The organism is Nocardia arthritidis (genome assembly GCF_011801145.1).
Taxonomy (GTDB): domain Bacteria; phylum Actinomycetota; class Actinomycetes; order Mycobacteriales; family Mycobacteriaceae; genus Nocardia; species Nocardia arthritidis_A.
This window is the reverse complement of record NZ_CP046172.1, coordinates 8,390,033-8,416,681: the sequence shown is the minus strand read 5'-3', so window position 1 is coordinate 8,416,681 and position 26,649 is coordinate 8,390,033. Positions and strand designations below refer to the sequence as shown.

The 26,649-nt window shown below is 65.1% G+C and carries 27 protein-coding genes; 13 read left to right on the top strand and 14 right to left on the bottom strand.

Features of this window, described 5'->3' with window-relative positions:
- Positions 1 to 31: 31 nt before the first annotated feature.
- The 3 genes from F5544_RS38035 to sigE form a co-directional block, all read right to left on the bottom strand.
- Complete coding sequence (locus F5544_RS38035) at positions 32 to 1,591, bottom strand: S1C family serine protease (protein ID WP_167477629.1); 1,560 nt, start codon at positions 1,589 to 1,591, stop codon at positions 32 to 34.
- Positions 1,592 to 1,601: 10 nt separating this feature from the next.
- Complete coding sequence (locus tag F5544_RS38030; protein ID WP_167477628.1) at positions 1,602 to 1,997, bottom strand: zf-HC2 domain-containing protein; 396 nt, start codon at positions 1,995 to 1,997, stop codon at positions 1,602 to 1,604.
- A gap of 69 nt (positions 1,998 to 2,066) precedes the next feature.
- Complete coding sequence (sigE, locus tag F5544_RS38025; protein WP_238846874.1) at positions 2,067 to 2,729, bottom strand: RNA polymerase sigma factor SigE; 663 nt, start codon at positions 2,727 to 2,729, stop codon at positions 2,067 to 2,069.
- Positions 2,730 to 3,157: 428 nt separating this feature from the next.
- On the opposite strand from sigE, the gene F5544_RS38020 reads away from it, so the two are divergent.
- On the top strand, positions 3,158 to 3,790 hold the full coding sequence (locus F5544_RS38020; protein WP_167477627.1) for an O-methyltransferase: 633 nt from the start codon (positions 3,158 to 3,160) through the stop codon (positions 3,788 to 3,790).
- 57 nt (positions 3,791 to 3,847) lie between these two features.
- A complete protein-coding gene (locus tag F5544_RS38015) occupies positions 3,848 to 4,084 on the top strand; it encodes a hypothetical protein (protein ID WP_167477626.1) in 237 nt (78 codons plus the stop codon).
- Positions 4,085 to 4,087: 3 nt separating this feature from the next.
- Here F5544_RS38015 and F5544_RS38010 read toward each other — a convergent pair whose 3' ends face one another.
- Complete coding sequence (locus F5544_RS38010; RefSeq protein ID WP_238846873.1) at positions 4,088 to 4,300, bottom strand: hypothetical protein; 213 nt, start codon at positions 4,298 to 4,300, stop codon at positions 4,088 to 4,090.
- 213 nt (positions 4,301 to 4,513) lie between these two features.
- Between F5544_RS38010 and F5544_RS38005 the strand changes: the two genes are divergently transcribed.
- From F5544_RS38005 to F5544_RS37980, 6 genes are all read left to right on the top strand, one after another.
- Complete coding sequence (locus tag F5544_RS38005) at positions 4,514 to 4,951, top strand: hypothetical protein (protein WP_167477625.1); 438 nt, start codon at positions 4,514 to 4,516, stop codon at positions 4,949 to 4,951.
- A 145-nt stretch (positions 4,952 to 5,096) separates the two neighbouring features.
- Positions 5,097 to 8,588 (top strand): DUF6531 domain-containing protein, encoded by a 3,492-nt coding sequence (locus F5544_RS47220; protein WP_167477624.1) that lies wholly within the window; start codon positions 5,097 to 5,099, stop codon positions 8,586 to 8,588.
- A gap of 172 nt (positions 8,589 to 8,760) precedes the next feature.
- Positions 8,761 to 9,576, top strand: coding sequence for an RHS repeat-associated core domain-containing protein (locus F5544_RS47215; RefSeq protein ID WP_167477623.1), 816 nt, complete (start codon positions 8,761 to 8,763; stop codon positions 9,574 to 9,576).
- A 286-nt stretch (positions 9,577 to 9,862) separates the two neighbouring features.
- Positions 9,863 to 10,354 (top strand): hypothetical protein, encoded by a 492-nt coding sequence (locus F5544_RS37990; protein WP_167477622.1) that lies wholly within the window; start codon positions 9,863 to 9,865, stop codon positions 10,352 to 10,354.
- Between the two features lie 880 nt (positions 10,355 to 11,234).
- The gene (locus F5544_RS37985) at positions 11,235 to 12,221 is read left to right on the top strand and encodes an Imm15 family immunity protein (protein WP_167477621.1); all 987 of its coding nucleotides are present in this window, start codon (positions 11,235 to 11,237) and stop codon (positions 12,219 to 12,221) included.
- 212 nt (positions 12,222 to 12,433) lie between these two features.
- Positions 12,434 to 12,859, top strand: coding sequence for a hypothetical protein (locus F5544_RS37980; RefSeq protein ID WP_167477620.1), 426 nt, complete (start codon positions 12,434 to 12,436; stop codon positions 12,857 to 12,859).
- A gap of 334 nt (positions 12,860 to 13,193) precedes the next feature.
- Here the strand turns inward: F5544_RS37980 and glgC are convergent, their stop codons facing one another.
- On the bottom strand, positions 13,194 to 14,408 hold the full coding sequence (gene glgC, locus F5544_RS37975) for a glucose-1-phosphate adenylyltransferase (protein WP_167477619.1): 1,215 nt from the start codon (positions 14,406 to 14,408) through the stop codon (positions 13,194 to 13,196).
- A 162-nt stretch (positions 14,409 to 14,570) separates the two neighbouring features.
- Here glgC and glgA point away from each other — a divergent pair, with 162 nt between their 5' ends.
- A complete protein-coding gene (gene glgA, locus F5544_RS37970; protein WP_167479764.1) occupies positions 14,571 to 15,740 on the top strand; it encodes a glycogen synthase in 1,170 nt (389 codons plus the stop codon).
- An 18-nt stretch (positions 15,741 to 15,758) separates the two neighbouring features.
- Here glgA and F5544_RS37965 read toward each other — a convergent pair whose 3' ends face one another.
- From F5544_RS37965 to F5544_RS37925, 9 genes are all read right to left on the bottom strand, one after another.
- Positions 15,759 to 16,613: a putative RNA methyltransferase gene (locus F5544_RS37965; RefSeq protein ID WP_238846872.1), complete on the bottom strand. Its 855-nt coding sequence runs from the start codon at positions 16,611 to 16,613 to the stop codon at positions 15,759 to 15,761.
- Positions 16,614 to 16,781, bottom strand: a complete 168-nt coding sequence (locus tag F5544_RS37960) for a DUF3117 domain-containing protein (protein WP_011211259.1) — start codon at positions 16,779 to 16,781, stop codon at positions 16,614 to 16,616.
- 102 nt (positions 16,782 to 16,883) lie between these two features.
- Positions 16,884 to 17,510: a DNA-3-methyladenine glycosylase I gene (locus tag F5544_RS37955; RefSeq protein ID WP_174867478.1), complete on the bottom strand. Its 627-nt coding sequence runs from the start codon at positions 17,508 to 17,510 to the stop codon at positions 16,884 to 16,886.
- Positions 17,507 to 17,839 carry a DivIVA domain-containing protein gene (locus tag F5544_RS37950; RefSeq protein WP_167477618.1) on the bottom strand — a complete coding sequence of 111 codons (333 nt, stop codon included), beginning with the start codon at positions 17,837 to 17,839 and terminating at the stop codon, positions 17,507 to 17,509. The genes F5544_RS37955 and F5544_RS37950 overlap by 4 nt, the downstream gene beginning before the upstream one ends.
- Positions 17,840 to 17,907: 68 nt before the next feature.
- Entirely contained in the window at positions 17,908 to 19,041 is a 1,134-nt protein-coding gene (locus F5544_RS37945) for an Mrp/NBP35 family ATP-binding protein (protein WP_167477617.1), read from the bottom strand.
- A gap of 19 nt (positions 19,042 to 19,060) precedes the next feature.
- Positions 19,061 to 19,933, bottom strand: coding sequence for a lytic transglycosylase domain-containing protein (locus tag F5544_RS37940; protein WP_167477616.1), 873 nt, complete (start codon positions 19,931 to 19,933; stop codon positions 19,061 to 19,063).
- A 130-nt stretch (positions 19,934 to 20,063) separates the two neighbouring features.
- Positions 20,064 to 21,572 carry a lytic transglycosylase domain-containing protein gene (locus tag F5544_RS37935; RefSeq protein WP_167477615.1) on the bottom strand — a complete coding sequence of 503 codons (1,509 nt, stop codon included), beginning with the start codon at positions 21,570 to 21,572 and terminating at the stop codon, positions 20,064 to 20,066.
- Between the two features lie 129 nt (positions 21,573 to 21,701).
- The gene (locus F5544_RS37930; RefSeq protein ID WP_167477614.1) at positions 21,702 to 22,319 is read right to left on the bottom strand and encodes a DUF1003 domain-containing protein; all 618 of its coding nucleotides are present in this window, start codon (positions 22,317 to 22,319) and stop codon (positions 21,702 to 21,704) included.
- On the bottom strand, positions 22,316 to 23,599 hold the full coding sequence (locus F5544_RS37925) for a magnesium transporter MgtE N-terminal domain-containing protein (protein WP_167477613.1): 1,284 nt from the start codon (positions 23,597 to 23,599) through the stop codon (positions 22,316 to 22,318). The genes F5544_RS37930 and F5544_RS37925 overlap by 4 nt, the downstream gene beginning before the upstream one ends.
- 48 nt (positions 23,600 to 23,647) lie before the next feature.
- On the opposite strand from F5544_RS37925, the gene F5544_RS37920 reads away from it, so the two are divergent.
- From F5544_RS37920 to F5544_RS37905, 4 genes are read left to right on the top strand one after another with little or no spacing between them, the layout of a single operon-like run.
- Positions 23,648 to 24,577 carry an HpcH/HpaI aldolase/citrate lyase family protein gene (locus tag F5544_RS37920; protein WP_167477612.1) on the top strand — a complete coding sequence of 310 codons (930 nt, stop codon included), beginning with the start codon at positions 23,648 to 23,650 and terminating at the stop codon, positions 24,575 to 24,577.
- A gap of 57 nt (positions 24,578 to 24,634) precedes the next feature.
- Positions 24,635 to 25,129: a general stress protein gene (locus F5544_RS37915; protein ID WP_167477611.1), complete on the top strand. Its 495-nt coding sequence runs from the start codon at positions 24,635 to 24,637 to the stop codon at positions 25,127 to 25,129.
- A 4-nt stretch (positions 25,130 to 25,133) separates the two neighbouring features.
- Entirely contained in the window at positions 25,134 to 25,715 is a 582-nt protein-coding gene (locus F5544_RS37910) for a suppressor of fused domain protein (RefSeq protein WP_167477610.1), read from the top strand.
- 55 nt (positions 25,716 to 25,770) lie between these two features.
- Positions 25,771 to 26,625 (top strand): PHP domain-containing protein, encoded by an 855-nt coding sequence (locus tag F5544_RS37905; protein WP_167479761.1) that lies wholly within the window; start codon positions 25,771 to 25,773, stop codon positions 26,623 to 26,625.
- Positions 26,626 to 26,649 lie beyond the last annotated feature (24 nt).

Here is a 26,649-nt window from a genome sequence, read left to right as displayed (position 1 = left end):
CGCGGACGTCCCAGGTCAGTCGGAATGCAGCTCAGTCGGATTCCAGCGTGACAGGTACTTCGACCTGCCTGCCATCCCGGATCAACTGCACGTTCACCGTTTCGCCGATCTTGCGGGCCTGCACCGCGACCGTCAGCTCCTCTGGACTGGTCACCTCGCGGTCGCCGACCTTGACGATCACATCGTTCTCCACGATGCCCGCCTTGGCCGCCGGACTGCCCGGCTGCACATCGGCGACGGCCGCGCCGCTCATCACATCGTTGGCCACCGCCTTGGAGCGGGCACTGACGCCGAGCACCGGGTGATGCACCTGGCCGTCCCGGATCAGCGTCTGCGCGGTCTGAGTCACCACATCCACCGGGATGGCGAATCCGAGACCCACCGAACCGCCGGACTCGCTGCGGATCGCCGTGTTGATGCCGACCAACCGGCCGTCCAGGTCGACGAGCGCGCCACCGGAGTTGCCCGGGTTGATCGATGCGTCGGTCTGCACCGCATCGATCACCGCCTTGGTGTCGCTGCCCTCGCCCTGCAGGGAAACCGGCCGGTGTAGCGCGCTGACGATGCCGGAGGTGACGGTCTTGCTGAGGCCGAGCGGAGAACCGATCGCGATCACATCGTCGCCGACCTGCACATCGCTGGATTTGGCCAGTTTGATCACGGTCAGGTTTTTGACGTCGACCTTCAGCACCGCCAGGTCGGTCTTGGTGTCGCGGCCGACGATATGCGTCGGAACCTTGGTGCCGTCCGAGAACACCACCTGGATGACGGCCTTATTGGTCTTATCCGTCGCCGCCATCGAGATGACGTGGTTGTTGGTGACGATGTAACCCGCGCCATCGATCACTACGCCCGAACCGGTGGCGCCGTTGTCGCCGACGGTGACCCGGATGGTCACCACGGACGGCTGCACCGCATTGGCCACCTTCGCGACCTGATTGTGCGGGCGGTCGCCGTCGCCGGACTGGCTGAGCGTCACCTTCTTCGAGGTGTATGTCGAACCGGTCTCCGCCGTCAACCGGCCGGCCAGGCCACCGATCACGCCGATGCCGAGCGCGATGAGCGCAAGCAGGGCAAGGGCTTTCGGGGCGACGCGGGAACCGAACAGCACTTCGCGGGCGGTCAGCTTGCGCGCCTGCGGCAGCGGCTCCGGTTGCGGTGTCGGCACCGCGGGCGCGCCGAGCCGGGCGCCGGACGCCGGATCGCGCCATGGGTCGGCGGGCGCGGCGGGCGCGCCGTTCAGGTCGGCGGCATCGGGATCGCGCTGCAACAGTTCGGTGGAGCCGGCCGGACGGCCGAATGCCTCGGCGAGTACCGCGTCGGGCGGGCTGTTGTGCAGTTCCAGCTCCGGCGATTTGGGTTGATCCGCGCCGCGCGGCGCCGCCTCGGCGAACGAACCGACCTGGCCGGATGGGCGGCGGAAGGCGCGCGCCGTGTGCTTGTCGATATGCGGCCGATAAACCGGTCGGGGCCCCAGTACGGGCGCGCCCGGCGGCCTCAGGTTCCCCCTGTTGGCCGCCGAATCCGACACCCCGTCCCGGACGTCATCCGGGGTCTCGGCCGATCCGGTGTTCGTCGATTCGGTGGTCACTCGCCAAACTCTACTTGCGCCACCAGCTGGTCCACCGGGTCGCGGTGAAGGAATCGGTCAGAAAGCCGAAAACGGCCTCGTTGCGCGGGTTCTCGCGCGGTGATTGCTGCGCCTGCGCGGCGGCGCTCGCGCCGCCCGGTAGCTCGGCCAGCGGGATCCGGGTGAGGCTGTCGTGCAGGCTGCTCGGAATCGATACCTGAGCGGCCCGGCGCAGCGCGATACGCGCCTGCTGCTGTGCCTCGACCTCCGCGGCGCATTCCGGACACTGCGAAAGGTGTTGGGCGGCACGCAGATAGGCGTTCATCCGCAGCTCGCCATCCACGTAGGCCGCGATTGCCTCGCTGGCCAGATGTTCGGTGGGGCGGAAGCGCGGACGACGACCGGACGTGCTGGACTCGCCACTCATTCGGTGTTCACCCTTCGACCGCTGCCCATAGGGATCGCCGGTTGCCCGACGGATCGCCCGATCTTCGCGTCAGTGTTCGTCGACACCGGCGACCGGTGCGGCGAAGCGCTGCTCAACTCCATTATGCGCAAGGTAGTCCCGCAGTGCCTGACGGCCGCGATGGATCCGGCTGCGCACGGTACCCAACTTCACCCCGAGCGTAGCGCCGATCTCCTCGTAGGACAGACCTTCGATGTCACAGAGCACCACCGCGGCGCGGAACTCCGGCGCCAGCGAATCGAGGGCGGACTGCAGGTCGGGATCCAGCCGGGCGTCGTGGTAGGCCTGCTCCGGGCCGGGGCCGTCGGCGGGTACCCGGTCGTAGTCCTCGGGCAGCGCCTCCATCCTGATCCGGTTGCGTCGCCGCACCATATCGAGGAAGAGGTTGGTGGTAATGCGGTGTAACCAGCCCTCGAACGTGCCCGGTTGGTAGTTCGACAGCGAACGGAACACCCGGATGAAGGTTTCCTGGGTGAGATCCTCGGCATCCTGGGCGTCACCGGACAGGCGGTAGGCCAGCCGGTAGACCCGGTCGGCGTGCTCGCGGACCAGTTCGTCCCAGGTCGGCATCACGGATCGATCGCCGGTGGCATCGAATGCCGCGGTACCGGTCAACTCGTCATCGGCCGCGACCGCCTCGATCGGCAGGTTCGGCTCTGGCAGGGTGGCGTACTCACGCGCCGCATCGACCATGTGGATGGGGCTACCTCCTACTCGGGACCGTCGTTACGGAACCCGACAGCGATCTACTAATCGCTGTCGTACGGGTACCAACGTCATGTGCTATGGCGTTGTTCCCGCGTCCCGCCCGGTGCGGTCGGCTGGTCTTGCGTAGTGCCAACTCTTTCCTGTCCCGGTATGGCCGGGATATGGAGATCCTGAGGGACACCTGAGAATCCCGTCGGTGCCCGACAGTCGTATCGCAGCGGTACCCGAATTCGTAACGCCAAACCTGCCAAGCGTGATCGGCACCGGCAACCGATTTTCGCGGTTGCCGGCGATCTGCCGACCGTTCACGGCCGGGGGGATCCGGTGCGCACGATGAGCCGACGCGACATTTCGGCGATCGACTCGTGCGCTGAATACGACCCGGAACGTTCGCCTGCCCTAGCCTTCTAGGCGTGGCATCGAATCTGGAGCGGAACCTTGCCTATGTGGAGGAGTCCGTCGTGGAGGACGAGGTACTCGTGAGCGCGCGCGAGCGGGCCACCGAACTCGGCGCGGCGCCGGTGCCGCCGTCGGTCGGCGCGTTGCTGAGCATGTATGCCCAGCTCCTCGGCGCGCGGGCGGTTGTCGAGGTGGGTACCGGAGCGGGGATCAGCGGGCTGTGGCTGCTCGACGGTATGCGCGAGGACGGCACGCTGACCACCATCGATTCCGAGCCGGAGCATCAGCGCGCGGCCAAGGAGGCGTTCCGCACCGCCGATATCCCGCCCGCCCGCACCCGGCTGATCAACGGACGGGCGCTGGATGTGCTGCCCCGGCTCGCCGACGGCGCCTACGACCTGGTCTTCATCGATGCCGCGCCGCTGGAACATCCGCAGTACGTACAGCAGGCGGTCCGGCTGCTGCGCGCGGGCGGCGCGATCCTGCTGTACAACGCGCTGCTCGGCGGGCGGGTTCCCGATGCGGCGCAACGTGATCCGGCCACGCAGGCGGTGCGCGCGGCGACCCGCGCCATCGCCGAGGATCCCGAACTCACCAGCGTGCTCATTCCGGTCGGCGACGGATTGCTTTGTGCCGCAAGGGGTTGATTGATGGGTTGATTACGTCCCGGATGGTCGGGTATGCCTCCGCCTGGAGGTACGGCTATGTGGGACCGTGGATCGCAATTCGTCGAGAACCTGCACATGGGGGAGGAAGCAAGGCACCGATATCCCGCTGCGATTCCACTGGCCGTCGTCTCGTTCGTAGTGATCATCGTCTTCGGGGTCATCGTTCTATTGCTGGTCAGCAGCGCCCATTTCGACCAGAACCCGAGCCGCGTGCCTTACACCTCGGGCCCGTGCTACCCCTTCTGCATCGGCACCACGCAGCCGACGCCGTGAGCGCTATTGCGTCGGCCGGGCCGTGCAGAACGGCTCGCAGTTGCCCGTAGTATGCGGAACCGTCGTGGGCGACTTGTTTCCGAAATCCGCATTAATCACCAACAGCATCACCAAAATCGCGCCCACGAGCACGAATCCCAATGCCACCACGGCCCTTCCCCAATTGACCCGTCGAATGGGGACGAGCTCATCGTCATCGTTGTTGAAGAACATCATCTGCGGCCCCTAGCAGGGTCGGCCATTTCTCGCTGATCCCAACGTAATACCCGATTTCGATCGCTTCGTACCGGCGATTCGATCTCGGTTTCGTGGCGGTTCCGCAACCTGGTTCTGCGCTCATGACCTGCGCCGATCCGTTAAATCTCCGCGCGATCGGGAATACGATCTTGTGCAGAGCTGCCGAAAGGTGAATACCGAAGGAGGCGGATCATGGTGCGCTACGGAATATCCCTTCTGATGTTTGTGGTCGCCGGGGCGCTGAGCATGGCGGGCCCGGCCACGGCCGACCCACCCGCGTCGGTGTCGTTCGGCTCGCGGCTCGGTTGGAGTCTCGGCACGGTGACGGTGTACGGCAATGCCAGCTGCCCGGGCGGCGGCCAGGCCGCGGTCAACTTCACCGGCACGATGTACACGTTGGTCGGGGGCAGCGCCAACGCAAGCGGAACGCCGCCGCTGCAATTGGCCGGGCCCGTCTTCATCCCGTGCGATGGGGCGCTGCACGATTGGCAGGGTTTCGCTTGGTCGCCGGGCAATGTGCTCCCCATTTCCGCGGGGGCCAACGGCACCGCCACCGCGACCCTGGTCCAGGGCCCGCCGGTGAACGCGGTCCTGGCTACCAGCGGAACACAGCCGTTCGTCATCGGCTGACCGGTCGGGGCTGAACAGAAGGCTTCCGAGCTGCGGCGGAACTGGTTTTACCGTTGGCGGCTCGGCGGGCCTGGGCTAGTCTGGCGTCTCATCGGTTATCGCGATCGGAGGGGGATTCGGTGCTGACGGCTGCGGGTGCGATGCGGTGAGTGGATCGTCCAACCCGCTGATCGCGCAGAAGGAGGATTCCACTCGGTCGTATTCGGGTGTGGGCCTTGTCGAATCGGTGACGGGTCTGCACGATGCGATCTCGTCCGGTTCGTGGATCGAATCCGGGCTCGGGGTGCTCGGTGTCGGTATGGAGGTGGCATCGGTCGTCATCGATCCGATCGGCACCATCGCCTCGTACGGGGTCGGGTTCCTGATCGAACATGTGCGTCCGTTGCAGGAGGCGCTGAACTGGGTGGCGGGGGATCCGGATCAGATCGAGGCATTCGCCAAGACCTGGGACAACGTTTCGCAGAAAATCGGTGAGACCATCACCGAGCATCAGCGCGCTGTCGACTCCGATACCGGCGAATGGTTGGGCAGCACGGCCGATGCTTACAAGGCTCGCGCGGCCGACACCTCGAATCTGCTTGCCGCCGCGGCGAAGGCGGCCGAATCCGGGGCGAGCGCGGTGCGGATGGCGGCGGGAATCGTTGCCGCCGTACGCCAAACGGTGCGGGACCTGGTCGCGCAGACCGTCGGGCGGTTGGCGGCGTGGGCCGCGGAGGAAGTGTTCTCCGTCGGCGTCGCAACACCTTTGGTCGCGGCACAGGCCGCGACATACGTCGCCAAGACGCTGAAGACGATCTCCTCGCTGTTCCGGAAGCTGTCCAGTACGTTCGCCAAGCTGAAACCGCTGCTGGCGAAGTTGAAGGATGTGTTCTCCGATATCCGGAAAGCGTTGCCGGGCAAGGGGAAAGCGCACGAAACTCCGAGGTCGACGGCGCGTAAGTCGACGGATACCGCCACGCACCCGACCTCGACGGAAACCCGACCCACCTCGACCGACACCCATCCGACTTCGACTGACACCCATCCGACTTCGACCAAGCCGACCGAAACACACGACACGCCAACGCATTCCGATGACGGCACGCATCCTTCCAGCCACAGTCCGTCCACCGAGGGCAAACCGGAGACGACGCAGCGGGCGAAGAACGACAAGGGTGTCACCGACCAGGCCAAGAAGGACAATCCGAAAGATACCCAAACCCCGAAGCAGGTCACCGACTGTGGCGATCCCGTCGACGCCGCCACCGGCGAATTCCTGCTTCCCGCAACCGATGTCGAACTACCCGGAGTGCTCGCGCTGGTATTGGCGCGCAGACATCGATCCAGCTACCGATTCGGCCGCTGGTTCGGACCGTCCTGGTCGGCGACGCTGGATATGCGGGTCGTCGTCGAACAGAGCGGCGTCACCTTCGTCGGCGAAGACGGAATTCTGCTGGCCTATCCGCACACCGCGCCCGATATGCCTGTGCGCCCGCTCAACCACGGCCTGCGCTGGACCATGTCCCGCACCGACAGTGGCGAATATCGGGTCCACGATCCCGACCGCGAAATCACTTGGCATTTCGCACCCGATCCGGTGCTCGGCGGGGTCGACGAACTACTGGGCAACCTCGCGATCACCGCCATCACCGATCGGCACCACAATCGAATTCGCTTCCACTACAACGCCGATGGTGCGCCCATCGAGGTATCGCATTCCGGCGGCTACCGAATTCGTGTCGACACCGCCGATGGACGAGTCATCGGGTTGGCGGTCCTCGACGCCGCCGGAGTCGCCACGATGGTCCGCGAATTCGCTTATGAGTCAGGCGAATTGACTGCTCTGACGAACGGTGTCGGCGCCACCACCCACTTCACCTACGACTCCGACCACCGAATGCTGTCGTGGACCGACTCCAACGGCAATACCTTGTTGAACACCTACGACGAGTCCGGCCGCGTCATCGTGCAACGCGGCAACTCCGACATCGTCAACGCCGAATTCGACTACTTCACCTTCCCCGACGGCACCGGCAGCCGAACCCTCTACACCGACTCCCTCGGCAACACCACCACCTTCCAGTTCGACACCGACCTCCGCCTGCGCGTCCAGATCGACCCCACCGGCGCCCGCACCCTGACCGACTACGACGCCGACCGCCGCCCGGTGCGGGTCGTCGCCCCAGACGGCGCGATCACCACCTACACCTACACCGCCGACGGCGACCTCGCCGTAATCACCCGCCCAGACGGTCGCCAATTGACCCTGGAGTACCAGGCCCACAATCGTCCTTCGTCCGTCACCGAAGCCGATGGCACCGTCGAGCACCGCGAGTGGGACGCCGAAGGAAACCTCACCGCGACCATCGATGCCGCAGGCGTACGAACCGAATTCACCCATCACCCAACCGGCGCAGTCGCCACGATCACCGAATCAACAGGCGCCCATACGGTTATCGATGTGGACGCCGCCGGTCTACCGATCCGGGTAACCGACCCACACGGTGCCCTAACCGCTATCGACCGCGACCACTTCGGCCGCCCGGTCACCGTCACCGACGCCCTCGGCGCGACAACCACCTACACCTGGTCCGCCGAGGGAAAACTATTGCGCCGCACCGACCCCGACGGCCACAGCGAGGTCTGGGTCTGGGACGGCGAAGCCAACCTCACCGTCCACGCCGACCGCAACAACGGCATCACCCGCTATCACTACGGCCCCTTCGACCTCCTCACCCAACGCACCGACCCCGACGGCGCCACAACCACATACGACTGGGACACCGAACGCCACCTGATCGCCGTCACAAACCCCCTCGGCCAAACCTGGCACTACGCTTACGATCCCGCGGGCCAATTGGCCGCCGAAACCGATTACACCGGTGCCACCACCAATTACACCCACGACCTCGCAGGCCGCGTCGAAACCGTCACCCCGGCAACCGGTGTAACCCGCCACCACACCTACGACATCCTCGGCCGCCTCACCGCGATCACCGCCGACACCGGCGACTGGATCCGCTACACCCACGACCCGGTCGGTCGCGTCCTGACCGCCCAAACCCCTTCCCACACACTGACGTTCACCCACACCACCACCGGCAACCTGGCCAGCCAGCAACTGGACGACCAACCGCCGATGGTCTACCAACACGACCCCCACGGCCGCCGCACCCACCGCACCACCCCATCCGGCGCGCTCACAACCTGGGATTACGACCCGACCGGCCGCGTCACCGACCTGACCGCCGACGGCAACAACATCCACTTCACCCACGACCAACTCGGCCGCACCACAGGCTGGCGCATCGGCAACATCTCCATAGACCGCACCCTCACCCCGGTAGGCCACCTCACCCACCAGCAGGTCACCGCCCACCCCGCCAACCGCACCGTCCGCCACGACGAATTCACCTGGCGCCCAGACGGATACCCCACCACCCACACCGTCACCCACGAAAACCGAACAACCCGAACCGAATACAACCTCGACCCCATCGGCCGCGTAACCACCCTCACCCGCAACGGAATCCCCACCGAGCAATACACCTACGACCCCCTGAGCAACATCACCGCCGCCTACACCCCACCAACCCTGATACACAGCCCCAGACCCCACCGATCTGGGACCACCGCGAATACCGCAACAACCTACTGATCCGAGACGGCCACACCCGCCACCACTACGACGCCGCCGGCCGCCTAACCCGCAAAACCACCACCCGCCCCTCCCGCAACCCCGCCACCTGGCACTACAACTACAACGCCTTCGACCAACTAACCGACGTCTGGACCCCGACCACCAGTGGTGGCACTACACCTACGACGCCATGGGCCGCCGCACCACCAAACAGCGCCTCGCGGATGACCGTTCAGTGTTGGAACGTGTCGACTACCTCTGGGATGGCCCCCAGCTTGTAGAACAGGTCGCTGACCATGTGGCTACCGGCTGGGTCTTCGAGCTGGACTCTTACGCGCCGATTGCACAGATGGCAGTCCAAGGCGCCGTCGATCGTGAATTCTATGCCATCATTTCCGATCTCGTGGGCACGCCTATCGAGATGGTGAATCCACAAACCGCCGAAACGGTGGCAACAGCAGCAGCGGACCTCTGGGGTCGGACGGTGTGGCATGGCGCGGCCGCGACACTCTTACGCTTTCCTGGTCAGATCTATGACACCGAGAGCGGCCTCCATTACAACCGTCACCGTCATTACGATCCGGCCACTGGGCGTTTCCTCACCTCGGATCCGCTCGGGTTGGCGCCAGCGCCCAACCCGAACTCGTACCCGCATAACCCTATTTCCTGGATAGATCCGCTAGGATTGGCCTGCAGATCGATCTGGACCTCAACTAAAAATCGGAGTAATGTCGAGAACGCTTTCCAGCATTGGAAAAAGCATGGTAGTGAGTTCCCTGAAATAACGAACTCAAAACAATACGTTGAGAAAGCGACAAGCTTTCTGAATAATCCTGGAACAGACGTCTTGAGTAAGGTTCGGCCCAATGGTGATATTGTGAGGTTCAACCCGCTGACGAATGAGTTCGGCGTCGTAACCAGAGATGGTGTACCACGCACCTATTATAAGCCAAATCCTGCGCAGCATGAACAGCCGACTAACCTGGACTACTTCAATGCACAATGACTCGGAAGATATTCAACGTTGTCGTGTATGCGGGCTCTTGTTGGGTGAGCCTCCATGGGGGTATGACGGAAGAACGCCGACCTTTGATATATGCCCATGTTGTGGGGTTGAATTCGGCTATGAGGACTCGACGTCAGCGGGCGTAATCCATTATCGTGAAAAATGGCTGAAAAAAGGGGCGCCGTGGTTCGAGCCGAAACGCCGACCGAAGGACTGGAATCTGGAGGATCAGTTGGCTCATGTTCCTGTGGCTTTTCGTAAGCAGTAATAGTGGTATATTGATGCCGTGAAACTGACGATCGCGGCGCGGTTCGAGCATAAACTTGCCCCGTGGCGCACTGCCCTCGCCGATCATGGGGGAATCCAATTTCGCATAGGTACTATGCCGGAAGTCGGCTTTGGATGCGATGCCATAATCATGCCGAGCTACCTCGCGCACGATCGCTATGGTGGTTTCTATAACCGTGAGCATGCACAGGTCCTGGAGAACCTTCGATCGGATGGCGTGCCAGACCTGATAGTGTGTACACCCGCATATGCGCCGGTAACCAGCCTCGAATCTGATACGAGCGTTCTCGCTGGTCGGATTCGATGGGTTTTCTCGGAATGTCTCGATCGGATCAATTCGTTCAACTCCGAGGCTGATGATCTAAGGATTGATGACGTATTGATCGTGGTGGGTGCATTGGGGTTCGGGCCTTACGAGTCGACGCTCGGTCCGACTGCTCTGCGAGAAGCTTTAGCTGCCCATCCCTCTGTAGATGGCACTGGCGGATGATATGGGTGCCGAGCACATTCGCTGGATTCGCTATAGCGTGGAGGAGGATGCGGCGCTCGCTGAGACAGGGCCATTGGTTTATCGGGACTCGGAGGCGGAGTGCCCTGTATGCAAGAACATGAGTGTCCGTTGGTACTACTACGAGAACCCCGCGCTTAGTCGCATCGGTATCTCTATTGTTTGGTGTATGAATTGTCAGAGATTCTCGTCTTCTTCGGTAGTTCCGCTGTCCGAGGCCAATGTAGTTGAAGATCCTCTGCAGAGGACGGATCTGAGAGAGTTGGTTGAGCGGACAAGTCCTGTCAGTGTAATAAGGCTTCTCGACAAGGAATGGAACAAGGGGTGTTGCCGCAGAGAATCACTCCTCTCGATAAGTCCCGCACGCCTCGGAAGCGTTGGTGATATTGATTTCAACTGCGAAAATCGGGTTCATCGAGTTTCTTGCTGATGTGATATGCGCGGGATCGCTGATGGGTCTGGGTAAGGATGTTTCCTTGGCGAGTGTCTCTGCAGTACTCGGCGACGAGGGCTGTGTAGACGATGTTCACAAAAAGCGGCATTGGCTCAGGCGTGACTATGGCTTGGTGGAGTTCGGGTTCAACTCCGATCCTGTTGTGGAATGGTCTTCGTATACTGTAATCCTCGCTGTCCATCGTCTGCCGTATGAGACCCCTGTGCCGGAACCCATTCTGAATTTGGTTCGGGAAATCCCTAGGAGCATTTCATCAGATGAACTTATGACTGCCTTGGAAGGACGTGGCGTCTGCGTCGAGAAGAGTGCCGTGGGGTTCAGGGATTTTGTGCATTATTCGGTGCCCTCGTCCGGTGCGAGCATTACTGTTTTGACGGACGAGGATTGTGCTCTGCCCACGAACAGTGTGTGGTCGATAACCGTTTGGTAGTGGTTGCAATTGTAACGTTGGTAATCCCTATGTGGGCGGGACGCAAGCTCATACCGCTCGATGAGGTTGTTGAAGTCTTCGATCCGAATAGGTGGCAATGGAAGGTTGTTGCCTTCGATGGGATGGGGGTATTTCCTGGTGGCGTCAATTGGTCGGAGTTTCAGGATCTGATCGAGGATAGGGCTGCAACCTTCGATTGGGTGGGGGTCAGAGATTTTTCCCGCGGTGTAGCGCAGATGACCGACGGTAGTCTCGTTGCTTTCGACTCGTCGGGCGAGGAGGTTGCCGAGATCGAGGCGGTAGACAGTTCCGATTATCGCATAAGTTTCAGCTTGGGTCTCGGTAATTATTCGGCGGTCCGGACCAAATTATCCGCATTGGCCGACCGGTATCGAGTCCGTTTGTCGACTGAAACGGATGACCGATACCGGCGTTATTTCGATGACCTTTTCCACGAGGAAGGTTGGCACGATCTTTCGCCTATTATGCATGTGAAGACGTTCGACGAGTTGCCCATGTACTCGCGCCTTGATCAGCTGGGTTTTCTGGAGGGTCTGTCCATCGAGGATCAGAATCGTTTGATGATCGAGGCGGCTACCATTCGCCTTTCCGAGATTCGGGAGATTGAATGTAGACGTCAAGCGGAGCGGGATGGGTACCTGCATATGGTGTCGGTAACTGGGTGGTGGGATCGGTCAGTGGGCGGGTTGGAGATCAACGACGGTACGAAATGGCTTCTGTGCCCTAATTACTGGGTGGGAAATATGGATGCTCCAGAAATGCAAGGATTTTGCATGGAAGTGGGTAGGTCGCCTGCGACAGAATTCGTAGACGCTGCTGTACGGGGCGAATGCGAGATTTTCGACAGCTGGTATCGACGTCTCGATGCGGAGCCATATATTGCGCGCGTCTACATATGCCCGGAATTCCCATCCGCATTCGAACGGTTTGTTCGCAGATGCTGAGGGAGTCGGATCCGATGGGCGGTGATCGTAAGAGATTCGATGACCGGTGGTTTCGATTCAGAGGTCAATCAAGTGGAATCTGATAGATCGGTGGAAGCCGATAAAGCCTGTATCAATATGAGGTGCCTCGGTGTGTTTCCAGATCGGGGCCTCCGTTGATCACCGGGTTCGATACCGTTCTCATCGGGGCTGGACTTCCAGGGAGGGGGATTGTGAAGTTCCTGGATACATGGAGTGCGCAATGGCCCGATATGGTGGTTCAGATAGTTTCTGATGACGAATCCGGCGACTTTGCTGGCTGGCCTGATATCCGCCGCACTGTGCCGGATCTCGCCGGAGAGCTATTGGTCGCGAAGAATCAGGAGATGGCAGTACTGTGGACGGAGTACGGTTACGATATCCCGAACTCGGTCGAGGGTCCGTTCTGTATCCTGTACGAGCCTGCTCGCGTAAAGTCATTCAAGGCGCTGGTGCGGTCCGATCCCTACGGACGTGATCGCGGGCAATTATTCGAGCCATATGAGGTCGCCGTGGTTGCAAGCGGACTATTTCTCGTCACCGTCGTTACCCCTGATCCCGAGCTGGATTTCTCTCAGAAGGTAATTGAGGGCATATCGGGTTCGCTGGTGGTGGATTGATATGAATGGCAACGAGGAAGCCGCAGCAGCGGGCGGTATGGGCGATGACAGGTGCCGGGTGTGCGGTCTTCCGCAGGGCGATCCGCCCTGGGGGGGCAGACGGGCGAACGCCCTCGTTCAATATCTGTGACCGGTGTGGGGTGGAGTTCGGGTATGAGGATTGCACGCCAGAAGGTGTGCTCCGCTATCGCGAGAAGTGGCCGAAACCGAAGAATGAGCCAGGCACAGTTGCCGCACCCCGTGCGCGAACCGCACATTCGGTGTAGGGGGTGTCCGGTTCGGAACCAGGGTGCGACGTTATCCGACACGCGAGACGCCGACACGCTAGGCCGGACTAGACCCAAACACCCTTACCAACAGTCACCACACCACCGTTACTGACCGCGAACCGCTCCCGATCCCGCTCCAGATCAACCCCGATGATCTCGCCCTCACCCACCACCACGTTCTTGTCCAGAATCGCGTGCCGCACAACGGCTCCGCGGCCGACGCGCACACCGGGCATGAGGACGCTTCCTTCGACGGTGGCCCCGTCTTCGACCATGACGTTCGAACTCAGGACGGAGTTGCGGACGGTGGCGGCGGACAGGATGCTGCCGGAGCCGACGATGCATTCCTGGGCCAGTCCGCCTTGGGCGAATTTGGCGGGTGGCAGGTTTTCGGCGGCGCCGCGGATCGGCCAGTGCCGGTTGTACAGGTTGAAGACCGGGTGCACCGACACCAGATCCATGTGGGCGTCGTAGAAGGCGTCGATGGTGCCGACGTCGCGCCAGTAGCCGCGGTCGCGTTCGGTGGCGCCGGGCACGTCGTTGTCGGCGAAGTCGTAGACGCCGGCCTGGCCCGCGGCGACGAGGGAGGGGATGATGTCGCCGCCCATGTCGTGGTCGGAGTCGGAATTGTCGGCGTCGGCCCGGATGGAGTCCACCAGCACCTTGGTGGTGAAGACGTAGTTGCCCATGGACGCAAATGTCATATTGGGGTCGTCGGGGGTGCCCGGCGGATGCGCGGGCTTCTCCAGGAACTGGGTGATGCGTCCGGACTCGTCGGAGTCGATGCAGCCGAAGGCGCTGGCGGAGCTGCGCGGCACCCGGATGCCCGCGACGGTGACACCGGCGCCGGAATCGATATGGTGCTGCACCATCTGTTCCGGATCCATCCGGTACACGTGGTCGGCGCCGAATACGACGATGTAATCCGGATCTTCGTCGTAGATCAGGTTCAGCGACTGCATGATCGCGTCGGCGCTGCCGGTGTACCAGCGCGGGCCCAGCCGCTGCTGCGCGGGCACCGGCGTGATGTATTCACCGGCGAAACCCGACAACCGCCAGGTCTGTGAGATATGCCGGTCCAGCGAATGCGACTTGTACTGGGTGAGCACACACAGTCGCAGATAGCCGGCGTTGACGAGGTTGCTGAGTACGAAGTCGATGAGACGGTAGGCGCCGCCGAAGGGGACCGCTGGTTTGGCGCGGTCCGCGGTGAGTGGGAACAGACGCTTGCCCTCACCACCGGCGAGCACGATCCCGAGTACGTGCGGCTGGCTCCTCACACTGCCCAAACTACCGTGTGGGACGCCGGTAAGTGGCCCGTGCCGGAGTGACCGTCTACTTTTGAACGCGTGAGTTTGGGCACCGGAGGGCTGGCGGGCGACGACTCAGGCAACGTTGCCGAACGGGATTCGAGGGTCGGCTCCGGCTACGACCCCGGTCCGCTGCGCGTCGCGATGCTCACCCGCGAATATCCACCCGAGGTGTACGGGGGAGCGGGAGTCCATGTGACGCAATTGACTTCGCAGCTGCGCAGGCTGTGCGATGTCACCGTGCACTGCATGGGCGCGCCGCGCAACGACGCGGTGGTGCACCAGCCGGACCCGTCGCTGTACGCCGCGAACGCCGCGCTCCAGATGATGTCCACCCAGCTGCGCATGGCCGATGCCGTCGGCGGGGTGGACGTGGTGCATTCGCATACCTGGTACACCGGCCTGGCCGGCCACCTCGCGGCGACCCTCTACGGCATCCCGCACGTGCTGACCGCGCATTCGCTGGAACCGCGGCGGCCGTGGAAGGCCGAACAGTTGGGCGGCGGCTATCGGCTGTCGTCGTGGTCGGAGCGCAATGCCGTCGAATACGCGGACGCGGTGATCGCGGTCAGCGAGGGGATGCGCCACGACGTCCTGGACGCGTATCCGGCGCTGCATCCGGATCGAGTGCACGTGATCCACAACGGAATCGACGCGACGGTGTGGCATCCGGGGCCGCCCCTCGCCGGTTCCCGGCCGATCCTCGCGGTACTCGGTGTTCGGATGGACCGCCCGATCGTCGCCTTCGTCGGCCGGATCACCCGGCAGAAGGGTGTCGGGCATCTGCTCGCCGCGGCCCGCGATTTCGATCCGGATATCCAGCTGGTGCTGTGCGCGGGCGCACCGGACACCAAGGAGCTGGAGGTGGAGACGGCGGAGGCGGTCGCCGAACTGCAGCGCATCCGCGGCAACGTGTTCTGGGTGCGGGAGATGCTGCCCACCGAGCAGGTTCGCCAGATCCTTTCGGCCGCAACGATTTTCGTATGCCCATCGGTGTACGAGCCGCTGGGTATCGTGAATTTGGAGGCGATGGCCTGCGCCACCGCCGTCGTCGCCTCCGATGTCGGCGGCATCCCGGAGGTGGTCGCCGACGGCGCCACCGGTCGCCTGGTCCACTACGACCCGGCCGACCACCGGAAATACGAAACGGATCTGGCCGCCGCCGTCAACGAGGTGGCGGGCGACCCGGTGCTGGCCGCCGAATTCGGCGCGGCGGGCCGGGCCAGGGCCATCGCCGAATTCGACTGGTCCCGGATCGCGGAACGCACCATCGCGCTGTATCAGCGACTCCGCAAACCCTGAGAATTTGCCGGTGGCCGACTACGTCGGTCGATAGACCGTCACCGTCACCGATGCGGTGACCTCGACGACATCCGGCAGCGCGGCGATGGCCGCATCGGCCGACCGCTCGGCGTGAAATGCGGACGGACCCATCGCGACCACATTCCGCACATCGGCGCGGCCGAGCTTCATCGAATAGTCGACGACGACGCGATCGGTCTGGTCGAATCGGCTCGACAGGGATTCGGCCAGGCGACGATCCTTATCCGGATCCACCGACACCATATCCAGCGGGCCGATGAGCTCACCCAGATGACGTTCGGTCGGCGCGACGACGACGAATCGACCGTCCGTGCGCAGCACGCGGGCGACCTCCGCCGGATTGCGCGGCGCGAAAACCGACAGCACCGTGCCGATCGTGCCGTCGCGCAACGGCAGTCCGCGCCAGGCGTCGGCAAGTACCGAGGCGGCGCGGGGATGCGCGCGGGCGGCGCGGCGGGCGGCGGGTTTGGCCACATCCAATGCGATGCCGAAGGCGGCGGGCGTCGCATCGAGGACGCTCGCCAGGTAGTACCCGGTGCCGGCTCCGATCTCCGCGACCGGACCGGACGACGATGCCGCGGACCCGACGGTCCTGGCGACCGCGTCGGCGATCGGTGCGAAATGGCCTGCACCCTGGAAGGCGGCACGTGCCTCCAACATGGGCGCGGTATCGCCGGTCATCTTGGTCGACGCGCCGGTCAACAGGCTGACGTACCCCTGTCTGGCAATGTCGAAGCTGTGTCCGCGCGCGCAGCGCAGGACACGAGTTGGCACCTCGAATGCGAGATCACATTCCGGGCAGGCCAGCAGGCCGGCCACGACGACCAGCGCCGAGGTTTCAGCCGAGGACACTCAGCTGGTGACGCTCTTCAGTTCGTCACCAAGTGCCGCAGCCTCGTCCGGCGTGAGTTCGACGACCAGACGCCCGCCACCCTCGAGTGGAACCCGCATGACGATTCCACGCCCTTCTTTGGTTGCCTCGAGGGGACCGTCCCCGGTGCGGGGCTTCATGGCCGCCATCCTCTGCTCCCTCCAGATCTGCGCGGTTTTCTGCGCACTTTCTTGGAACTCCAGTTGTCACCAACAGGTGAGCTCGCCGGCATTTGGCGAGCTACACCGGTCCTATTCTTCCCTATCGCCGGAGTGGACGGATACCTGAGTTCGAAATGTGATCGCCGTGGCGGTGTCAGGCGGGTCACTTTCGACCCAGCAATCGGCCAGGTGATCGTCGACCATTCCGGTCGCCTGCATCAGTGCGTAAGCCGTGGTCGGGCCGACGAAGCGGAATCCGCGCCGCTTCAATTCTTTTGCCAGAGCGACGGATTCGGGTGTGGTGGCCGGCACGTCGGCGACCGTTCTCGGACGCGGGCGAGGCTCGGGAGCGAAGGACCAGAGCAGGTCGTCCAGTCCGATATCGAGGTCGCGGGCGACCCGCGCATTGGCGATCGCGGCCTCGATTTTGGACCGGTTGCGCACGATCCCCGAATCGGCCAGCAGACGTGCCACATCGTCGTCGCCGAACTCGGCGACCCGCTCGATGGCGAAGCCGGCGAACGCCGCGCGGAACGCCGGGCGTTTGCGGAGGATGGTGATCCAGGACAGGCCGGATTGGAACGCCTCCAGGCACAGGCGTTCGAACATGGCGTCGTCACCGTGTAGCTCGCGGCCCCATTCGGTGTCGTGATATCGCAGGTAGAGCTCGTCGGGCCCGGCCCAGGGACAGCGGATGAGCGTATCCGGCGCGGTCAACGGTTGGCCGATTCGGGTGCGGCCGGGCGGGCGGCCGCCGCATCGCCGTTGAGCGCCTGGGCCAGCTGCACCTGCAGTTCGTCGATGCGGGCGGCGAGGCGGGCCAGCGCCCAGTCCACCTCGGTCGCCTTATAACCGCGGACCACCTGCTGGAAGCGCAGCGCACGCACATCGGCGCCGGTGATCCCCTCGACCGGCAGCACCGTCGCGGTGGTCCCCTCCGGCAGCGGGCCCAACTCCTCGGAGCGGCCGAACACCGCGCTGGCGAGCAGGAACAGCACCGCGGCGACCAGACCGATGATCAGCACGTACAGCAGTAGCGTGAGCATGGCATCGAGCTTATTTGCTCGCACCGACACCGAGCACGCGGAAGCGCGGCGGAAATCGGACGCGGCGGTTACAGATGACGCGTGGTGTCGATGCCGAGGGACATGCCCGCGAGGCCGCGGCGGCGCACCGCCAGCTTGTCGGCGATATCCCGCAACGCCTGTGCGGCAGGGTTTTCCGGATCGCGAAGCACGATCGGGGTGCCCTCGTCACCCGCCTCGCGCAGCGACTGCTCGATCGGGATCTGGCCGAGCAGCGGCACATTCGCGCCGACCGCGCGGGTGAGCCGGTCCGCGACGGACTGTCCGCCGCCGGAACCGTACAGATCCATCCGGGTGCCGTCGGGCAGATCGAGCCAGGACATGTTCTCCACCACGCCCGCGATGCGCTGCCGGGTCTGCAGCGCGATCGCGCCCGCCCGCTCGGCCACCTCGGCGGCCGCCGGCTGCGGTGTGGTGACCACCAGGATCTCCGCGTTCGGGATCAGCTGCGCGATGGAGATCGCGACATCGCCGGTGCCCGGCGGCAGGTCGAGCAGCAGAATGTCCAGATCGCCCCAGAACACGTCGGCGAGGAACTGCTGCAGCGCGCGGTGCAGCATCGGGCCGCGCCACACCACCGGCGTGTTGCCCTGGGTGAACATGGCGATCGAGATGACCTTCACCTCGTGCGCGACCGGCGGCATGATCATCCGCTCGACCTGGGTCGGCCGTTGGTCGGTGCCGAGCATGCGCGGCACCGAATGCCCATAGATATCGGCGTCGAGCACGCCGACGGACAGCCCGCGCTCGGCCATCGCGGCCGCGAGATTGACCGTGACGCTGGACTTTCCGACGCCGCCCTTACCGGAGGCCACCGCGTACACGCGGGTGAGCGAACCCGGCTGGGCGAACGGGATCACCGGATCGGCGGAATCACCGCGCAGCTGTTTGCGCAGCGCGGTGCGCTGCTCGTCGTTCATCACGTCGAGCTCGACGGTGACCGCGCCGACACCGGCGACATCGGCGATGGCCCGGCTGACCCGCTGCGTGATCTCGGTGCGCAGCGGGCATCCTGCCGTCGTCAGATAGACCTCGACATGGACATCGCTGCCGTTGATCGCGACGCTCTTGACCATGCCGAGTTCGGTGATCGGTTTACGGATCTCCGGATCGTCGACCTTAGCGAGGGCTGCTCGCACATCCGATTCCGTAACCACTGACATGGTCGGAATTTTAGGCGCGTCAGATCCGCGGCAGTTGTCCGGGCTTCGGCGCGACCCCGTTGGCGTACGCGGTCTCCCAGGCCATCACGTTCGCGACGTAGGCCATGGAGTTGTTGTAGCGCAGGATCGCTCGCGTCTGCTGGGCCAGGTCACGCATGTTCAGGCCGCCGTCGCAGAGGTATTTGCCCGCGGTGAGCGCCGCGTCGAACAGGTTCTGCGGATCGGCGATGCCGTCGCCGTTGCCGTCGGCGGCGTAGCGCCGCCAGGTCTCCGGCAGGAACTGCATGGGGCCGACCGCGCGGGTGTATGTCCGCATGCCGCCGTCGAGTTCGCCGTCGGTCGCCCGGACGACGTTGTTGCCCGAAAGGCTGCCGTCGAGCACCGGTCCGTAGATCGGGCTCAGCGGGTTGCCGTCGGCGTCGGCCTTGCTGTACGCGTGATTCGATTCGACCTTGCCGATGCCCGCGAGCATCGACCACGGCATCTGGCAGGCCGGATTCTGTGCGGCCAGCGCGCGTTCGGCGTTCTGGTATGCCTCGACGGCGATGCCGGGTATGCCGAGCGGTCCGGCGGGCAGGTCGGCTGGTTGCCGATTATCCGGCAGCGCAACGGTTTTCACGATCGGTGGAGCGGCCGGCGCGGCTCCGGGCCTGGTGATCGATGCCGCGATGGGCTCGGTCACGGCGCGCGCCGCGGCGGCGGTGGGTCTCGGAACCTCGTCGGATTGGTCGTCCGCGGTGAACATGTGCGCGGCGGTGACCGCGCTCTGATCCGCGCCGCCCGCGACCGACGCGCTGCCGACCGAGACGAGCCCGGCGGGTACCAATCCGGTCAATGCGATAACCGAACTCCGCCGGACGGTGGCCGGCGACTGCTTTCGATGACGCCCCACTGTGTGGTGACCCTCCAATGACTCGATGACGAGTCCTCGTGATGGACGAGGGAGAGGCTACCGCATTCGAGACCTTTTTGTTACTACTCCGTGATCTGATCTGAACTAACGATCTCCGCGACCGAAACGATCACTGCGGCGGCGCGGGCAGCGGGATCACGAATCCGCCCGGCAGGGTGATTCCCGGCGGGGGCGGGGCCGTGGTCGGCGCGGCCGCGGGCGGCGGGGCGGCCTCCGGGGTCTTGACCACCTCGGGCGCCGCGTTCTGCTGCGACTGCACCGCTTCGCCAGGAGATTGCTGTGGCGTTTGCTGAGCGGGTGCCACTGCCTGCTCCGGGGCGGGCTGTTGCGGACCGGCCTGCTGCGGGTTCGGCTGTGGTGCGGGCTGGGCCGGTCCACCCGCCTGCTGCTGCGGCTGCGTGCAGCTCGCAGGCTTGGAGGGATCGGGCTGGCCCGGCTGCTGCGCCTGCGGGTGCGCCGGATCGTTCGGGTCCCCGTTGGTCGCGCCGAAGGTCTGGCCGGGTGCCAGCGGCGTCGCCGGGTTCCCCGGGAGGCCCGGCAGCGCGGGCATTCCGGGTATGGGCGCCTGAACCACCTGCGGGTCACACGGATTCACCGGCTTGGGCGGCGGGCAGAAGATGCCGCACGGGATCGGCGGCAGGCCCGGGATGTTGATCATCACCTGGGTCGGCGCGGGCGCCGGTGCGTTCGGCGTCGTGGTCTGCTGCTGCGGGGGCTGTGCGTTCGTCGTCGCGACCGTGCCGCTGACCGCGGTCATATCCGGGATCTGGGTGGAGCTGCCCGGCGGGATCAGGTCGGGCGAGATGGTGACCTGGGTCGGCACGCCGCCGGTCCGGTAGGCCGTCGCCCAGCTGAGCACGTTGGCCGCGTAGGCCATCGAGTTGTTGTAGCGCAGCACGGCACGCAGTTCCTGGGCGGGATCGCGCAGGTCGAGGCCGCCCGCGCAGAGGTATTTGCCCGCGGCCAGCGTGGCGTCGAAGACATTGTTCGGATCGGCGACGCCGTCACCGTTGCCGTCGGAGGCGTACAGCGTCCAGGTGCCGGGCAGGAATTGCATCGGGCCGATGGCGCGCACATAGCTGCCGTCGACGTTCTTGATGACCTCGTTGCCGGGCAGGGCGCCGTCCAGGGCCGGGCCGTAGATGGGCGTGACCGTGGTGCCGTTGGCGTCGGTGCGCCCGCCCGCGGCATGGCCGGATTCGATGCGGCCGATGCCGGCCAGCAGGCTCCAGTGCAGTCCACAGTTGGGCATCGCCGACTGCATGGCCAATTCGGCGTTGCGGTAGGCGGCCAGGACGATCTCGGGAATGCCAAGCGCGCCACCGATATTCGGCAGTGCGATGTCTTGTAGTGGCACCGCCGCGGCGAATGGTGCGTCGCTCGGCGCCATCGCGGTGAGTTTGCGGGGCGGATCGGCGGTCACCGGAAGTAAACCAACCGTCCGAGACAATTCGGAACCGGACGGGTCGTCCGCTTTGCCTTGGCTGCTCGCGGCGGCGAGCAGTGCCTCCGGCGCCTGCGGCGGCGCACCGGCAGGGGTGGTATGAGAGGCGGATCCTGTGGCGACGAGACCCGCGACGACCAGGGCCGACACGGTTATCGGAGCAGATATTCGCATGCGGCCCACACCAATCCTCTACCGTCGTGAGGGCTGTCCGGGACATCGTGCCCAGCCCGCCCTCGGGACAACGTCCTCCAGGTTACCCACCGGTCAGGTGAGTGGTTGGCATTTCCGGTCAATCCCCAGCTACGAGCCGTCAATGCCAGGTGTCGGCGCGTCCGGTTCGTCCGGTACGACTGGGGAAACCGGAACTGGGGACGGTTGCCGGACCTTTTTCTTGCGGTGCGCTTTGGGCGTTTTATCCGTGTGGCCGTTCGCGTTCGGTGTCGCGGCCTCGATCCGGTCCAGGATCTCGCGCATCTCCTCCAACTCCCGGCGCAGGTAGTCGCGGGTGGCGACCTCGCCGACCGCGATGCGCAGGGCCGCCAGCTCGCGGGCCAGGAATTCGGTATCGGCCTTGGTCTGCGCGGCGCGCACCCGGTCCTCCTCCAGCGAGACCCGGTCCCGGTTGTCCTGCCGGTTCTGCGCCAGCAGGATCAGCGGCGCGGCGTAGGCGGCCTGGGTGGAGAACGCGAGGTTCAGGAGGATGAACGGATACGGATCCCACTGCAGGCTCACCGCGAAGACGTTCAGCGCGATCCAGACGGCCACGATCACCGTCTGGATGACGAGATATCGCCCGGTGCCGAGGAATCGGGCGATCTGCTCGCTGGTGCGCGCCATCGCCTCCGCGTCGAAGTCGAAGCGGAAACGGGATTCGACCGGTGTCTCCAGCCGTTGACGTGCCGAACTCTTCTCGATCATGAATGAATGCCCTCGGGGTGTAGTTCTTCGTGCTCGCGCCAGTCCTCGGGCAGTAGATGGTCGAGCACATCGTCCACGGTGACCGCGCCGAGCAAGTGGTTCTCCTCGTCCACCACCGGACCGCAGACCAGGTTGTAGGTGGCGAAGTAGCGGGTCACCGCAGCCAGCGGCACATCGGGGTGCAGTGTCTTCAGATCGGTGTCGACCAGGGCACCCACCAGGTGTGCCGGTGGTTCACGCAGCAGTTGCTGGATATGTACCGAGCCGAGGTATCTGCCGGTGGGCGTCGCGGTGGGCGGGCGGACGACGAACACCATCGAGGCCAGTGCCGGCGTCAGATCCGGGTTGCGCACCCGGGCCAGCGCCTCGGCAACCGTCGCCGCGGGGGTGAGGATCACTGGTTTCGGCGTCATCAGACCGCCCGCGGTGTCGGGGGAGTGTTCCAGCAGGCGGCGCACCGGTTCGGATTCCTCCGGATCCATCAGCGCGAGCAGCGAATCCGCCTCACCCTTGGGTAGCTCGCCGAGCAGGTCGGCGGCGTCGTCCGGATCCATCGCCTCCAGCAGGTCGGCGGCGCGGTGCACCTCCAGATGTCCGAGCAGTTCCACCTGGTCGTCGTCGGGGAGCTCCTGGACGACGTCGGCCAGCCGCTCGTCGTCGAGTGCGACCGCCACCTCGATGCGGCGCTTCTCGGGCAGTTCGCGCAGCAGGTGCGCGACATCGGCGGGGCGCAGCTTCTCGAACTGTTCCAGCAGCGCCGTGACGTCCTGGCCCGGCCGCCCGATCTCGTACGGGGTCAGGCCGGAGACGTCGGCCCAGTCGACGACGTGCACGGCGCGCCTGCGCCCGAGACGGCGATGTCCGCGCACCGCGACCCTGGACACCCGCCAATCCCTGGTCCTGGTCTGTTCGATGCCGAGATCGACGACGAATACGTCGACGCCGTGCAGATCCGGCAGATCCGGATCGCCGACCCGCACCTTGGAATCCGCGATCTGGGCCAGGGCGAGCAGTTCACCGGGGCGCTGGGTGAACCGGCGCAGGCTCACCGTCCCCGTGTTCAATGTCACACTGCCGGGGTCGATCGTGGTGACGCGCAGCATGGGCACGAAAATGCGGCGGCGGGTTGGCAATTCGACGACGAGACCGTGTACGCGGGGTTGCTGGCGGTCGTAGCGGATCGCGACGACCACGTCCCGGATCCGGCCGATAGACTCGCCGTCCGGTCCCAGCACCACCAGGCCGGCCAGCCTGGCGACGTACACCCTGGTAGCTGCCATGCCTGCAAGGCTAGAGGTATGCCGCCGAAAACGATGGACAGGAGTGTCATGCAGCCGCGTCGATCGGTGCTCGCCGTACCGGGCAGCAATCCGAAGATGATCGAGAAGGCCAAGGGACTGCCCGCCGATGCGGTGTTCCTGGATCTGGAGGATGCGGTCGCGCCGGCGGCGAAGGTGGCCGCGCGGGCCAATATTGTTGCCGCGCTGCATGATTCGGGGTGGGGCCAGCAGCTGCGGGTGGTGCGGGTCAACGACTGGACCACCGAGTGGACCTATGCCGACGTGATCGCCGTCGTCGAGGGCGCGGGTGCGCATATCGATGCGATCCTGCTGCCGAAGGTCACCGATGCCGGTCAGGTGCGCGCGCTCGATCTGCTGCTCACCCAGCTGGAGAAGGCCGGTGGGCTGCCGGTCGGCCGCATCGGAATCGAACCGCAGCTGGAAAATGCCATGGGCCTGCGCAATATCGACGAGATAGCGACCGCGAGCCCGCGCGTGTGCAGCCTGGTGTTCGGCCCCGCCGACTTCATGGCCAGCATCAATATGCGCACGCTCGTGGTGGGCGAACAGCCGGAGGGCTACGACACCGGCGACGCCTACCACCACATCCTGATGACGATCCTGCTCGCCGCCCGCGCGCATGGCCTGCAGGCAATCGACGGCCCCTACTTGCAGATTCGCGACCTCGACGGCTTCCGTCGGGCGGCCGCGCGCACCGCCGCACTCGGCTTCGACGGCAAATGGGTGCTGCATCCGACCCAGATCGAGGCGTGTAACGAGATTTTCAGCCCGCGCCAGGCGGATTACGATCGCGCCGAGCAGATCCTGGAGGCATACGCGTATCACACCTCCGAATCCGGCGGCGCGCGTGGCGCGGTGATGCTCGGCGACGAAATGATCGATGAGGCCAGCGCGAAAATGGCGCAGGTAATCGCGGACAAGGGCAGGGCCGCCGGAATGACGCGTTCGTCTCAATAATGGGCACCGCGCGTTTCACACCTCCGCGAGCCGCGCGGAAATAGCAGAATAGAAGGTATGACGAATCCCTTGGGGAACTCCAATCGCGCCCGTCAGGGTCTGCCGACCCCGCCATCGGGCTGGCCGGTGGGTTCCTATCCGACCTACGCCGAGGCGCAGCGGGCGGTCGACTATCTGGCCGACGGCCAGTTCCCGGTGCAGGACGTCACCATCGTCGGCGTCGATCTGATGCAGGTCGAGCGCGTCCTGTACCGGCTGAACTGGGCCAAGGTCATCGGCGGCGGCGTCGTATCCGGCGCATGGCTCGGTCTGTTCCTCGGCCTGCTGTTGAGCCTGTTCACCACCTCCGGCGGCGCGCTCGGGCCGCTGCTCGTCGGCCTCGTCGGCGGCATCATCTTCGGGGTCATCTCCACCTCGATCCCGTACGCCGCGACGAGGGGCACCCGCGATTTCGCGTCCACCATGCAGTTGGTGGCCGGGCGCTACGACGTGCTGTGCGACCCGAAGTCGGCCGAGCAGGCGCGAGACATGCTGGCGCGGTTGGCGATCTGAGCGAATGGAAGTTGTGCAGACGGTCCGCACCGAGGTGCTGGACCATTTCGGAATGGCCGGCGCCGGTGTGGATTCCGCCTCGGTGACATTCCTCGGGTTGGAGCCGATCGAGATCCTGCGGATACCCGGCGATGAGTTGGTGCACTACGTGACGCTCGGCGGGTCGCGGCATCCGATGGGGGATCCGGCTGCGGTGCTTGCGGATCCGGTGCGCGGCCCGCGCGCCGAGCTGGTGTTGACGCTGCGCTCCGGGGTGGGCGCGCAGTCGGGGCTGGCCCGTTCGCTCGGCGTGCTCGCCGCCACTCCCGCAGTGGAAGGTGTTGTGCTGCAAGCGGATGCGCTGCTGGACCTGGGTGAGCCGATCTGGCATGACGCGCCGTTCACGGCGGTGTTGTTGGGGGACAGTGACATTCCGGATGTGGTGTTGCCGGAACCGGCGGATCCGGTGCGCTATTTCGCCGTGACGCCGGTGACCGCCACCGAGGCGGCGTGGGTGCGGGTGCGGGGTGCGCAGGCGCTGCGCGATGCGTGGACGGAAGCGGGTATCGATGTCCGCGATCCGCGCCGGGGCGCGGCCGCGCTGTAATACCGAGCGCGACGTCTCCGCACGGTTTGCCCAGCGGCACGGTATGACTGATGTCGTGCGCATCGATCTCCACACCCACTCCACCGCATCCGACGGCACCGACACCCCGGCCGAGTTGGTCCGCAACGCCGCGGCCGCGGGCCTGGACGTCGTCGCGATCACCGATCACGACACCACCGCGGGCTGGGCGGAGGCGGTCGAGGCGCGTCCGGATGGGTTGACGCTGGTGCGCGGTATGGAGATGTCGTGTATCGCGCTCGGCGAGGACGGCTGGCCCGTTCCGGTGCATCTGCTCGCCTACCTCTTCGACCCGGCCGACCGCGGCTTCGCCGAGGAGCGGGAGCGGTTGCGCGGCGAGCGGGTCGAGCGATTGCGGGCGATGGCCGAGCGGATGCGCGCCGACGGACTGCCGATCGATCCGGACGCGGTGCTCGCCTCGGCAGGCGGGTCGGCGGGGCGGCCGCATCTGGCCAGGGCGCTGGTGGCGGCCGGGGTGGTGCCGTCGGTGGATGCCGCGTTCACCGAATTGCTTGCCCCGCACGGCAGGTACTACGCCGAGAAGGCCGATACGCCGCTGCGTCGCGCGGTGGAGATGATCGCGGCGGCGGGCGGGGTGAGCGTGCTCGCACATGCCAGAGCGCGTAAGCGTGGCCGGCTGATCGCGGAGGAGGCGATCCGTGAGGCGACGACGCTCGGCCTCGGCGGTCTGGAACTCGACCATCCCGACCACAGCGCGGCGGACCGGGCCGTACTCGCCGCGCTCGCCGACGAGCTGGGCCTGCTCACCACCGGGTCGTCGGATTACCACGGCTCGAACAAGACCATTCGGCTCGGTCAATTCACCACCGATCCGGCGCAATTCGAGGAACTCGCGGGCAAGGCGACGGGGGTGCCGGTGATCGCCCCGTGACCGCGCGTATTGGGATGTCGTCGT

Coding starts and splice junctions, on each gene's coding strand:
- sigE (WP_238846874.1), bottom strand. CDS start 2,729: ATGGTCGATGCGGCGCGTGAGTACGCCACCCTGCCAGAGCCGAACCTG.
- F5544_RS38010 (WP_238846873.1), bottom strand. CDS start 4,300: ATGATGTTCTTCAACAACGATGACGATGAGCTCGTCCCCATTCGACGG.
- F5544_RS37945 (WP_167477617.1), bottom strand. CDS start 19,041: ATGTCAGTGGTTACGGAATCGGATGTGCGAGCAGCCCTCGCTAAGGTC.
- F5544_RS38005 (WP_167477625.1), top strand. CDS start 4,514: ATGGTGCGCTACGGAATATCCCTTCTGATGTTTGTGGTCGCCGGGGCG.
- F5544_RS37950 (WP_167477618.1), bottom strand. CDS start 17,839: ATGCTCACGCTACTGCTGTACGTGCTGATCATCGGTCTGGTCGCCGCG.
- F5544_RS47215 (WP_167477623.1), top strand. CDS start 8,761: ATGGGCCGCCGCACCACCAAACAGCGCCTCGCGGATGACCGTTCAGTG.
- F5544_RS37925 (WP_167477613.1), bottom strand. CDS start 23,599: ATGGCAGCTACCAGGGTGTACGTCGCCAGGCTGGCCGGCCTGGTGGTG.
- F5544_RS38030 (WP_167477628.1), bottom strand. CDS start 1,997: ATGAGTGGCGAGTCCAGCACGTCCGGTCGTCGTCCGCGCTTCCGCCCC.
- F5544_RS38015 (WP_167477626.1), top strand. CDS start 3,848: ATGTGGGACCGTGGATCGCAATTCGTCGAGAACCTGCACATGGGGGAG.
- F5544_RS37960 (WP_011211259.1), bottom strand. CDS start 16,781: ATGGCGGCCATGAAGCCCCGCACCGGGGACGGTCCCCTCGAGGCAACC.
- F5544_RS37920 (WP_167477612.1), top strand. CDS start 23,648: ATGCAGCCGCGTCGATCGGTGCTCGCCGTACCGGGCAGCAATCCGAAG.
- F5544_RS37910 (WP_167477610.1), top strand. CDS start 25,134: ATGGAAGTTGTGCAGACGGTCCGCACCGAGGTGCTGGACCATTTCGGA.
- F5544_RS37935 (WP_167477615.1), bottom strand. CDS start 21,572: ATGCGAATATCTGCTCCGATAACCGTGTCGGCCCTGGTCGTCGCGGGT.
- F5544_RS37930 (WP_167477614.1), bottom strand. CDS start 22,319: ATGATCGAGAAGAGTTCGGCACGTCAACGGCTGGAGACACCGGTCGAA.
- F5544_RS37915 (WP_167477611.1), top strand. CDS start 24,635: ATGACGAATCCCTTGGGGAACTCCAATCGCGCCCGTCAGGGTCTGCCG.